The 12,226-nt window shown below is 60.7% G+C and carries 8 protein-coding genes; 2 read left to right on the top strand and 6 right to left on the bottom strand.

Annotated elements, in window-relative coordinates:
• Positions 1 to 38: 38 nt before the first annotated feature.
• From H1S04_RS12165 to H1S04_RS12140, 6 genes are all read right to left on the bottom strand, one after another.
• A complete protein-coding gene (locus tag H1S04_RS12165; protein ID WP_181745529.1) occupies positions 39 to 641 on the bottom strand; it encodes a plasmid pRiA4b ORF-3 family protein in 603 nt (200 codons plus the stop codon).
• Positions 638 to 2,290, bottom strand: a complete 1,653-nt coding sequence (locus H1S04_RS12160) for an IS66 family transposase (protein WP_181745530.1) — start codon at positions 2,288 to 2,290, stop codon at positions 638 to 640. The genes H1S04_RS12165 and H1S04_RS12160 overlap by 4 nt, the downstream gene beginning before the upstream one ends.
• Before the next feature lie 58 nt (positions 2,291 to 2,348).
• Entirely contained in the window at positions 2,349 to 2,699 is a 351-nt protein-coding gene (gene tnpB / locus H1S04_RS12155) for an IS66 family insertion sequence element accessory protein TnpB (RefSeq protein ID WP_112312267.1), read from the bottom strand.
• A complete protein-coding gene (locus H1S04_RS12150; RefSeq protein WP_181745531.1) occupies positions 2,696 to 3,106 on the bottom strand; it encodes a transposase in 411 nt (136 codons plus the stop codon). The genes tnpB and H1S04_RS12150 overlap by 4 nt, the downstream gene beginning before the upstream one ends.
• Positions 3,107 to 3,354: 248 nt before the next feature.
• The gene (locus H1S04_RS12145) at positions 3,355 to 4,158 is read right to left on the bottom strand and encodes a Stf0 family sulfotransferase (RefSeq protein ID WP_181745833.1); all 804 of its coding nucleotides are present in this window, start codon (positions 4,156 to 4,158) and stop codon (positions 3,355 to 3,357) included.
• On the bottom strand, positions 4,159 to 6,678 hold the full coding sequence (locus H1S04_RS12140) for a glycosyltransferase (RefSeq protein WP_181745832.1): 2,520 nt from the start codon (positions 6,676 to 6,678) through the stop codon (positions 4,159 to 4,161).
• Between the two features lie 583 nt (positions 6,679 to 7,261).
• Between H1S04_RS12140 and H1S04_RS18955 the strand changes: the two genes are divergently transcribed.
• Both H1S04_RS18955 and H1S04_RS12130 read left to right on the top strand, forming a co-directional pair.
• Complete coding sequence (locus tag H1S04_RS18955; RefSeq protein WP_181745831.1) at positions 7,262 to 11,161, top strand: glycosyltransferase; 3,900 nt, start codon at positions 7,262 to 7,264, stop codon at positions 11,159 to 11,161.
• Between the two features lie 62 nt (positions 11,162 to 11,223).
• Positions 11,224 to 11,982, top strand: coding sequence for a sulfotransferase (locus H1S04_RS12130; RefSeq protein WP_181745830.1), 759 nt, complete (start codon positions 11,224 to 11,226; stop codon positions 11,980 to 11,982).
• The last annotated feature ends 244 nt before the right edge of the window (positions 11,983 to 12,226 follow it).

Raw genomic sequence — 12,226 nt, 5'->3', positions numbered from 1 at the left:
GTAACCATCCGGCGTAGGCCGCGGACGGGTGTCCGTGCTCAGGGAGTGGGCTTGGGTGCTTTGGGCTTGCCGGGCCGCGGGGACCATTTCTTCGCGAGTTGGTCAAAGCGTTCGACGATCCTGTCGATCCTGGCATCTTCGGGATCGAAGGTTGCACCTGACCAGCCGACCATGTCGTCGTGCTGCTCGTGGTCCGGATCTGCGAGGGCTTCGAGGAATTCCTCGTAGCCCGGAGCACCGCCGACATCCTCGGGCGGGCAGGCCCCGCTGGCCTTCAGAAGCCTTGGATAGGTCACGCCCGGGGTGGCCTCGGTGACCCGCTCGATCCGGATGCTGTGGTCCCAGTCATCGCCGAAGTCGTAGACATACTGGATCGTCCTGACGCCGGTATCCTCGAGCACCTTCTGCAGCGTCGCCTTCTTCGCGGGCATCGGGCCGTCGTAGAATCCGTCCGGACCGGGCACGCCCCAGCCCGCCCCCCCGGCCCTGAATTCGTAGAGATGGGTGTCCGTCCAGCCCATCGCCGCCTGGACCACCTCATGCAGCCGGTCGAGCCTGATCTTCAGCGGCACCTCGATATGGCGCATCGGCTGAGGATCGACGTCGTTCAGAAGGATCCGGAGGCGGGCGATCAGGGTCATGCGGCCCTCCTTTGCGGTATTTGCGACCAGTTCCAGGGAAGAAGTTCCGGCAGGCGCGACAGGGGTATGTCCGGCAGCCGGGCAAGGACATCGGCCAGCCAAGCCTGCGGGTCGACGTCATTCATCTTGGCCGTGACGATCAGGGAATACATGAAGGCGGCGCGGTCGCCACCGCGCGGAGATCCGGCGAAGAGCCAGGCTTTCCGCCCGAGGGCGACGCCCCGCAGCGCGCGTTCTGCTGCGTTGTTCGTCAGGCAGATGCGGCCATCATCGAGGAAGCAGGTGAAGGCGTCCCAGCGGCCGTCCTCCTCGAACATGTAGTTGATCGCCTTGGCGACGGGGTTGTGCTTCGACATTCGGGCGCGTTCGGTCCGCAACCAGTTGTGCAGATCCTGGACCATCGGGCGCACCAGCCGCTGACGGGCGTCATGGCGGGCCTCGGCGGTCAGGCCGGTGATCTCGCGCTCGGCATCGAAGATGGCGTCGAAGCGTTTGACCGATTCCAGCGCGATGGGCGAGATCTCCTCGGCCACCGATCTGCCCTTGCGGGCCGTGGCTTTGATATCCGCCAGTTCGAAGAACTTGCGCCGGGCATGCGACCAGCACAGCGCGCTCAGCACCGGCGCGGGCCTGTGGCTGGCATGATAGAGATCGTTGTAACCGCCATAGGCGTCAGCTTGCAGGATGCCGGTCCAGCCCGTCAAATGCCGGGTCGGGTGTTCTTTCCTGCGGTCGGTTGAGAAGTAATAGAGCGCTGCCGGCGGCGCCCCACCGGCAAAGGGCCGGTCATCCCGCAGATAGGTCCAGAGCCGGGCGGTTTGCGTGCCACCTTTGGCCAGCAGCGGCACGGTCGTGTCGTCAGCATGCAATCGCTCGGCGCCGAGGACATGGGCGCGGATCAGATCGTGGATCGGCTGCAGCGCCACGGCACAGGCCCCGACCTGATCGGCCAGGGTCGAGAGGCTGATCTCGACGCCCTCCTTCGCATAGCGCTCGGCCTGCCTGTTCAGGGGCTGATGCTGGCCAAACTTCTCGAACAGCACCATGGCCAGCAGGTTCGGGCCGGCCCAGCCCCGGGGTGTCGGGTGGAACGGCGCTGGCGGCTGGCTGATCTTCTCGCAGTCGCGGCAGGTGAACTTCTCGCGGACGGTTTGCACGACCTTCCACTGCCGCGGGATCACCTCCAGCGTCTCGGTGATGTCCTCGCCCATCTTCACGATGCGCGCCGAACCACAGCAAGTGCAGGAAGTCGGCGCCTTAACCACGACGCGCTCGCGGGGCAAATGCTCGGGGAACGGCTTGCGGGCTGGGCGGCGGCGTTCGAAGGCCGCGACCATCGCCCTCGGGCCCGTCGCCTCGGCTTTGGCCCGGTCATCGGCAATGTCGGTCTCGATGTCTTCGAGCTGCATCTCCAGTTGCTCGATCAGCCGGGCATGGCGTTCGGCACCATGGCCATATTGCTCGCGGCGGAGTTTGGCGATCTGCAGTCGGAGGTGCCGGATCATGTCTTCAGAGGCCGAGACGATCGCCTGAACCTGGGTCAACTCCCCCTTGGCGGCGACCAAGGCGTCCTCTGCGGCAGATGCGCGAGTCTCTGCCGCGGCGAGTGCGGCGCGCAGAACAGCGATCTCCGAGGTGGTCTCCGACATGCCGAAGACCTATCACGAAACCCCGGAATAGTCCAATAAAACAAGGGTATTTTGACTATCAACCCGCCGAGGCAGGCCGCTGCGTCCAGCGCGGATTGCGCCAGTCGATTCCTTCCAGAAGATAGCCGAGCTGCGCCGCCGAAACCGGAACGGCTGAGCCATTCTGGCTCACCGGCCAGATGAACTTCCCCGCCTCCAGCCGCTTCAGATACAGCGACATGCCGACCCCGTCGTGCCACAACACCTTGATCAGGTCACCCTTGCGCCCCCGGAAGCAGAAGATCTCGCCACCGTGCGGATCGCGACCCAGGCCCTGCTGGACCTTCAGCGCCAGGCTGTTCATCCCGCACCGCATGTCCGTCACCCCGCCTGCAATCCACACGCGCGCCCCCGCCGGAAAGGCGATCATGCGCTGTCCAGCACCGGAAGCAGCCGCGCCAGAATGACCGGGTCAATTCCCGCAGGAACCACGAGGTGCCGGCCATTCACCAGTGTGATCGCGACTGTGACGGCATCGGAGATCTCCAGCTCTGCCGCAGGTGATACCGATACAGGCACAGGTTCGGCAGCAATCATCACCGGCGCAAAGGTCAGGGCAGGCTCATTTCCGAGAAGGCCCTCGCGATAGTCCTTCCGCCAGCGCGTCAGCAACGCGCGAGAGATATCGTGACGCCGCGCCGTCAGCGCCACGCTGCGCGGGCGCGACAGGCTTTCCTCGACGATACGGATCTTCTCGGCAGCCGACCAGCGACGCTGCCGACCACTATCGGTCACCGAGAGAACCTCGACTTGGGAACTGAAGCTATGGGTGTCCATAGCTTCAGCCTCCTACATCCATCCCGCCTTCAGCGTCAGACGGTCCTCACCGGGAGCTTACTGGTCAGCATGCGCAGGTCTTTCCTGACAGCGCCGCGCGTAGCGCGGTTACGGAGCTGCTGAGTGCAATTGCGGGTTGGGGCGCCTGCATATAGCTGGTCGAAGATAAGGCCCCGGCGGCTTATTTTCGAAGGGGCGACCGGGTCCGGCCTGGCTGCGATCTTCGCAATTCGACAAACCGGATAGCGTTACGGCTGCCCGGTGAGCGCTCCGCGCCACCGAGCGAAGCATTCCCTCTTGAAGGTTGCGTTGGTGTCGTCGCGCTGCATGGAGATGCGCGGCTTGGCAGGTTGCCAGTCGTCAATCGAAACGCCCATGAACTTGGCAATACGCTCGATTTCCAGCCGCATGTTCTGCTGTACGTTTTCATAGAAAATTGGGATGCGCGGCCAGTGCATGGCCTGACAGATGCAATCGACGTATCCATTCGATCTGTGGATACCCATCAGGATGCGTTCGATCGCCGTGCTGTCAAAGACGGGCACCGCGCTTGTGCCGTTATGGGTGCTCGTCCATTTTCCTGTCTGATGGGCAATCCAGTGTGATGTGGCCTGCCCGAGGACATCACGACGCACGGAGTGGATCACTTTAACTTCGGGAAACATTCCGAAAATATTGGCGCGCGTCAGCATGGCCATCTGATCCCAAGACGCCTTGACCCCCCATATGGAACGGGGTGGCGCCCCCCTGGCGAGCGTTTCGATGTATTCGGGAAAGCTCGAAATCCGCTTCTTTGACAGGAAAAGCGAAACCTCGTCCCAATTCAACGCTTCAGCAAAGCCGGCGAAACGGCGCGTCTGCCGAAGGTAGTCGGCAAGAAGGTTCGAACCGGAGCGATTGCTGAACGCCATGATGACCAGCGGTCTATCGAAAACAGGTGTCTTGCCGTCAAATCTGACATTGCCGGAAAACAGATCGTTGATCCGAACCTCGTGCTGGCCCGGACGGGACAGGGCCTGAAACAACTCACCAGATGAAAAGCTACCAAGCATTTATACGACGCGCCTCAAAGGAGTACTGATTTCAGCAAAAGCGGCCACGACCGCCTTTGGCGACTGTTCTACAATTCGTCCATTGGGCGCCGCTGCAACAGCCTCCCCCTGCGCCCCAATATCGAACGCAAACACCGGCAGTCCGGTCGCCAGCATCTCGTGGACTGTGAATGAAAAGGTTTCTGGACCGATGGAGGGCATGAGCCAGGCCGAGACACGGTGTTGACGTGCCAGCGCGGCCAGATCGTCGAGGCTGTAGCGGCCGGTAATCTGCAGATCGGATGGGATCGAGAATGACCGGTCGAACTCGCCGATCACGACCAGGTCGAACATCGCGCGTTCGCGGTTCATGTATGACGCCAGATCGCTGACGAACCGCGCGCCTTTGACCTCTCCGATGGATCCCAGGATGCCGAGCGATGCGCGTTTGCCCCCAGCGGGGGGAGGCGAAGCCAACACCGGAACCTTATGCTTCATTCTATGCGGCGCTACCGTGATCCTGCCGCGCATGGCCGGCCATGCCGCGGCCACGATTTCACGACTGCTGTTCGAGAAAACCCGGACCGTATCAGCCCGCAGCATCAGATCGCCCCAGGCTTCCCGCCACGCCCGCAACGACCCCGGCCGGCCGTCCGAAAGGACCGGCTGGTGGGCAGGATCAGGATCGTCAATGTCTGGGACACCGCGATAGACGCCGGCGCTGTCCAGCAGGTTATAGGAGGGGCTGACCGGCAAGTAATCATGGAAAAGGACCTCCAGACTCGCCTGCTCACCTTCCGCCAAGTCGGAAAGCAGCCGTGGAAGTTCGATCGGTCGTGTGTCACCGACGCCGCAGGAGTAGACGATGTGGCGCCTTGAAGCGCTTCGAATGACATCGATGACGGTTGCGATGTCTTCGATCTCACCAACGATCAGGTCGTCGCCACTGTGCAGCTCGATCGCAAAGCGCCTGACGCCCCCGACGCGAATGACGACGCAGGAATGGCCCCATCTCCGCGCCTCCCGAATTTCGTCGTTCAGCCAATGATCTGCGCCACCGCCCTGCGAATGGGCCAGATATACCGGTAGGGGAGTGTTCGGTTGCCGTGCCGCCGCGAGACTGATCGACAGGCAGAGCCGCGCGGCAAACAGCGGATCCTCCCTGATGAACCTCTGCACATCCATATCGAAGGAGGGGTAGCGCGCGGTGATGATCCGGCCCGCATCGGCCATTGCCCGCATCTTTGCGTCATATCCGAACGAGGCACCTCCTCGGTGTTCGACAAAGAGATTTCCGATGCCGATGTTTCTCATGTCGAACTTCCGGACCCGCTGGCACCAGTCCACCTCCTCGCCGTAGCCGCGGCCGAATACGGTATCAAATTTCGGCACCATCCCAAGCGCGCGGCGATTGATCGCCATGCAGAAGCCGACCCCGCAGGGCGCATCAGCACGCGCCTGTGAGGAAAGCAGCAGCGCCGCGGCGTCAATGGCATCGACGGCACCGGCGGGAATGTCGGCCCTGCCGGCGATAAGGGGGACAGAGAATATCGATGCGTCGTTCGACATCGGCGTCACCGAGGCCACGGTCTGATCGTACATGATCGGACGGAGCAATCTGGAAGCCCATCCGCTGGGCACGAACGCGTCGCTGTTCAGCAACACCACATGCTCTTTGCGCTCTGCGGCGAGGGCCAGACCGAGGTTCACGCTGCCCACAAAGCCGAGATTCGCTTTATTTTCCAGGAGAGACACACGATCCCCCTGTGAGGCTGCCCAATCCCTTAGAAAGGGACGGACGCGGGGATCGGTGGAGGCATCTTCGATCAAGACGAGATGCCATGGCAGGTCGGTGTTCGCGGCAACCCTCGACAACGATTCCTCAAGCATATCGAAGGCGTTGTAGACCGGCATGACGATCGTGAAGGATTCGGACCGCGCTGCGGACGAAGGTTCTGGTTCCGCGAAAAACGTTCTCGACAATGTGTGGAATTCAGCTCTGGGCGCCAGCAGCCCCAGGCCGGCCCTGAGTTCCTCCCGAAGCGACGGCTTGCGTCCTGACATAATATAGCGGGCCGCCAGCGGCATGCAGCGCACCAGCGTTACGGCGAAGGGTAGAAGCGCGCGCCACGCGAGGGCCGCCTTTTGTCCAGCAGTCGGCGCGGACAGGGGCCAATGGTAGGTCGCACCGTCCTGATTAAGACGGACAGTTACCGGCCCCTCATGCCACTCCACCACAGCTGAAAACCCGACCCGACCGTCCTCGTTTGATGTTTCGCTCATCCGCGTGTCGCCAAGTGCAGCGACAACATCCCCACGATGCAGACGCCGGCGCACATTCGTTTGTCGTTCAGTCGACACGATCGACAGCTCATCAAACAGACACCAGCCGCTTATGGTCGCCGTGTCCCTTGCGATCTCGTAGCGATCAATATAGCCGGCGACCTGTCCGTCGGGCAGCGTCAAGGCACGCTTCGGCCCCACGAAGCTGGTGTTCCAGTAGCGATACCGATTGAAGAGCCGTCGAAGCCTCGAAAGCATGTCACACTCCGAGTTGGACGTAGTGCACGTGCTGTTTCGTTCGCAGATAAAGATATGTCGGCGTCGCCCGAGACTCGATCTTCAGCCGGAATCGCAGGCGAGCATCGGCGAGATTGGTCGAGCCTGCCGCGCCCAATCGGGAAGGACGTCGCAGGGTCTGCAGCGCCCTGTTGCCGGACCACAGCCCGACCTCCATGGAGGCGGCCCAACCAGTGACCTCAATCCCCGCGCCCGCAGCGGCAACGCTTTCAATTTGTGCCAGCAACTCACCCCCCGGCCCGAACACGGGAAAGGTAGATGGAAACGCTTCGTTGGGAAGATGTCTTTTGCGCCACATCTAAGTCGCCGATCTGCAGTTTTCTTCCCTCCCGGTTGCATCTGGCACAGCTGCAAACTGGTGTCCAGCCATCCGGAAGTCAGGCGTGCGTTCACTTTTTCGACAACACTGCCTAAGCGACACGCAGGCCAGAGTGTCAATAAAATGTTATCCGTATCCAGTAAACTCTAAGGGTTCAGGTGCTTGCGGCCACTTGGTCCTGCAGCTAAGCGTCACCCAAGATAGGTCTTAAATGCGGAGGAAGCCGTGCTTTCAGTGCCTCGAAAACGCATCCTCCGGTTGAACCGTGCTATTGCCCGTGTTGTTGAGGTCAAGGACCACGACCTGCCTGGTTTTGATAATGAGCAGTATCTCGAGGTTAACGGCGACCTGGTGGCGGCGGGACTGAATGACGGGGCAAGCCACTACAGTCAATACGGCCAGAAAGAGTTGCGGCGTCTGTTCCGGCCCGGACAAGGCCTTAACCACCCCGCCAGTCGCATGCTTGGCAGCGCGCAGCGCGGTGACTGGATAAGTGCCGTTGAAGCGCTGTGTCGGCGCAGGGAAATTACGGAAGTCCTTGCAGAACATCCGCGTGCCGCATGGTTGCGAACCGGCTTCACGCTTGCGGGCTATCTGCAGGAAAGGGGTGATGTTGCGACTGCCCTGCTTGGCGACGACCTGCGCAAGGCGGCGTTCCATTTCCTGGAATTCGGGCTGGAGGAGGGGGCGACCGGCCTCCCCACCGACTGGGACGAAGAATTTGTAGCTGGGAGATATGGGTTGTCGTCCGTGAAGGACCGTCCGGACCTTCGAGCTGTCCTTGCCGCGGTCGTTGACCTCGAGTCCGATCCGCTGGAGATCGTCCTGAACGAATCCCAGCAATGGGACATAGACGGATTTCCGGGCGCATTGATGTCCGAAAATTTCGATCATGAATACTACCATGCAATGGCGAGTCGTGCGGGGCTGATGCCGAAGGGATACGCGCGCGGCATCTGCATCGAGCATTTCAAGAAGGTCGGTGTCAGAGAGATGCTGCCGATCCACCCGGATATGGCCTTCGATGCTGATTTCTATGCGAGCGAGCTGGAGCAGGCCCAGCGGAAGGAATCTCTCTCGGCACCTGGTCGGACGGAAGCCTGGCCGCTCAACGCGTCGCACGGGCCGATCTCGCCACCGGCGCTGTATCTGCACTGGCTTACTGTCGGGCAGCGCAAGCAGCTGGCGCCGAATTTGCGTGTTTGCGCAAAGCGGCTCTGCGGCTTTGACATTCCTCCGGCGTTGCTTACCCAACTGCCGATCTTTCGGCTCGGCGCGGGCCTGGGTCGGGATGCTGCCCCCCGGCGTATTGTGTGGGAGCTGATCCACGCGCCGTTACCCGGTGTCGCATCTTTGGAACTGACCAGCGACGACGCGGTCGAAGCGCTGGTTTCGATTGCCGATCGCCTGGTCGTCTCGGGTGAGGTGTCGCAGGGCGAACAGCTCTACTGGCACGTTCTCGACAGAAAGCCCGGACATAATCGGGCCTCTCGCCATCTTGCGGACTTGCTGCAGCGGGCAAAGCGTAACGATGTTGCGACGACCCTGCGCGGCCAGATTCCCGAACAGCATTCCACGGGTTGGAACAGGCTGAACCTGGCAGAGCTATATCTGACGTCCGGCCGCTTCGAAGATGCCGCAGCGCTTCTTTCGGGCATCCCCAACACGGCGTTGAGTGTGGTCAGTATCGCCTCGCGCAAACGCCAGCTCGCCCACATGCTTTTTAACAGGATCTGGGACAATCTGGCGGATCATGTGGCGGCCTACGGCATCGCGCGGACGCAAGAGCAGTTGCGCGGCGCCCTGCGCGCCTGCACACCCACCTTCAGCACTGCGGATTGCAGTCGCGAAGTTCGGCATGTGGCGCTGATCGGCAATGAAGATCTGCCGCAATGCAAGCTCTACCGCATCGACCAGAAGGCCGAACAATTAAGGACCGCCGGCTTCGAGGTCACGATCTTTTCGCCCAACCGCGATCTGGATCTGTTTGCAGCCCAGATGGACAGTTTCGAAGCCGTGATCTTTTTCCGCGTCCCGGCCTTCCCGAAAATGATCGATACCATTACCGCAGCCGCGCAACGCGGACTGCTGACCTTCTATGAAATTGATGATGTCGTCTTCGATACTGCCCACTTCCCCCCCAGCCTCGAAAGTTATGCGGGTCAGATCGACGAGGCGCATTATGCGTCGATGGCCTGCGGTGTGCCCCTGTTCGAGCACGCGATGTCGCTTTGTGACTATGGGATTGCATCGACCGCGACGATCGCGAAAATGATGAAAGACCGGGTGCGCACCGGCCAAGTCTTCGAGCATCATAATGCAATCGGTCGCCTTCACGAGGCAGGCATAAAGGCCGCCCGCCTGACGCTGCCCGAGCGTGCCGCGAACGCGCCCCTCGTCCTGTTCTACGGCTCGGGAACGCGGGCACATAAAGAGGATTTCCACGACATCCTTGAACCCGCTCTGGCCGAGATCGTCAGGCGCTATCCGGGGCGGGTCGAAATCCGTCTGGTCGGGCATTTCGGCAAGTTCAGCCATCTGGATCTTGCCCGCGATCCGGTCACCATCCTCGAACCAGTTTGGGACTTCGAGGAATATTACGGTTTGCTGGCACAGGCCGATATCAACCTTTCGGTGCTGACGGAAAGCCTGCTGACCGATGCCAAATCCGAGATCAAGTGGATGGAAGCCGCCTTGTTCGGTATTCCCTCGGTCCTGAGTGCGACGGCAACGCACCGCGAGGTCGTGGTCGATAACGAAACCGGTCTCCTGTGCCGGAACGCAGCCGAGTTCACCGCGGCACTGGATCGGCTGGTCAAGGACCGCGACCTGCGTATGCGGATCGGCAACGCGGCCAGACAGGTCGCGACAAGGACCTATTCGCTTGCTGCCATGGGCGGGAATCTGCGCCAGATGTTCGACACGCTGCGCCCGGCGGGGGTCACCAAGAAAAAACTGCTGGTCGTCAATGTCTTCTATCCGCCGCAGGCAATCGGCGGTGCGACGCGCGTTGTCCACGACAATGTCACCCTCTTGCGAGAACGCTATGGGCAGGAATACGAAATCGACGTGATCTGCACGATTGAGGGCGGGCAAGTTCCCCTCAGCGTTACCAGCTATGCAGAGGACGGGGTCAGAGTCTGGGGCATCACCGCAGTGCCTGCCGACGGGGGCGACATGGCCACGCAACAACCGCAAATGGCTGCTGCGTTTGATCGCCTCGTCGAGCAAATAAAGCCGGATCTTGTCCATTTCCACTGCGTCCAGCGGCTGACGGCTGCTGCCGTCGATGTGGTGCGCCTGCGGGCCATTCCCTACGTCATCACCCTACATGACGGCTGGTGGATTTCTCCCAATCAGTTCATCATCGACGGCAAGGGTAAGGCCGCCTTCTATGATTATTCCAAGCGGAATGGACCGGATTTCCCGGATCGGGCTCGATCCCTGCTGAGGCCCTTGACCGGCGCCGCGCGTCTTCTTGCGGTGTCGGAAAGCTTCGCCGAGCTGCATCGGCAGGCAAACCTTCCGAATGTGGTCACGGTCGAGAATGGGGTTTCGCCCATCGCGACCCGCCCCTCCGTTCCTTCCAGATCTGGAAAAGTGCGGCTGGCTCATATAGGTGGTGCCACGCGTCACAAGGGGCTGCACCTCGTGCGGAACGCCTTGATGGCGAATGACTACAGGAACCTGGAGCTGCTGTTGATCGATCATTCGCTTCCTTTTGGCGCGCAGGTACATGAAACCTGGGGCACCACCTCGGTCCTTCGGGCAGGCAAGGTCCCGCAATCCCAGATCGCTGAGCTGTATGCCAATGTCGATGTTCTGCTGGCGCCGTCCACCTGGCCAGAGAGCTATGGCCTGGTGACCCGTGAGGCGATGGCCTCGGGCGTCTGGGTCATCGCCTCGGATATTGGTGCGATCGGCGGCGATATTACCGAAGGAGTCGACGGGTTCCGCGTCGATATATCCAACTATCAGGCCCTCGCCGACTGCCTTTGGCGGATCGACGGCGACCCGTCGCGGTTCCTGGCGGCGCCGGCCGAGTCCCCCTCCCTCAGAACGGCGACCGATCAGGTGGACGATCTGGTTCGTATCTACGAAGACGTTCTAGCTGAGGCTGAATAGCGCGACCCTCAATGCTGAGAAAATTATCGCTCATCCCGCCCTTTTTTCGGAAAGTGAGAACAATGACGCCCAAATTTGTGATTTGCGGCATGGAACATACCGGAACGACGCTAATTTCGGACCTGTTCCGGCAAATTCCGGGTATTGATTCCGGCTTTGAATGTGGTGTCCTTCTGCGTGCAACTCCATCCGAGTTTCGCAAGTTGCAACCTTTCGCATCGCATATGTTGGCTGGTTGGGGGATAACTGCAGAACAGCTTGATCACTGCTGCGCCGCACCTGACTTTGTCCAATTTTACCAGCGACTGATGCAGGCCAGCACGGCGATTTCGGACGATACCGTGGCGATCTTTGACAAGACGCCCCGCTACCTTTCCGAATTGACGACGGTTCTTGAACGCTGCGATTGTCCGGTGCTGGTCAGTCACAAGGATCCGCGCGCAATTGTCTGTTCAGACTTCAAGCGGGCGAAAACCGATGACTTTCACGCCTGGTATGCAGGCTATCGTGACGACAAGCTGGGCTATGTCAAAGACTGTTACAACCAGTTTATCAAGCACCGTGACAATCCTCGTGTCGCCGCAGTTAGCCTGGAGGATCTCGCCATGAATTCTCGGGCGACTATGGAACGAATGTTTGCTCACGTCGGAGAGCGGTTTGACCTTGGCTATGCCATTATCGACGATCTCCGTTACGATAATGTCAGGTCTCGAACGGTTTCTCCCGAGATTGCGTTCGAATATCGACGCTTTCTGGGGAAGTCCGAGCAGGAGGCAATCATGAAGGATTTTGGCTGCTTCGATGCTTGGATCTATAGCTGAGATGTGACTTTCCTGCGGGATCTGTTCCAGCTTTCCCTCTGGACCAGCCTGGAAAAGATGCCGCGTTCTCGAAGACATCGACACGGCCACATATCCTTCCCCGCAAGGTGATCTGCCGCTATGGCCAGGAAACATGACCGGCGAGGGGATTTTTCCTCCACCTTTGACTAACAATCAAACTGGAGCACCAAAGCGGGGCTGTTCGGAGGCGACAACCATGTCGCAATACCCCCAAGCCTTCGAA

It is taken from the genome of Paracoccus sp. S1E-3 (assembly GCF_013868135.1).
Taxonomy (GTDB): Bacteria; Pseudomonadota; Alphaproteobacteria; order Rhodobacterales; family Rhodobacteraceae; genus Paracoccus.
The sequence above is the reverse complement of the archived record's forward strand: the minus strand, read 5'-3'. Positions and strand labels throughout refer to the sequence as shown.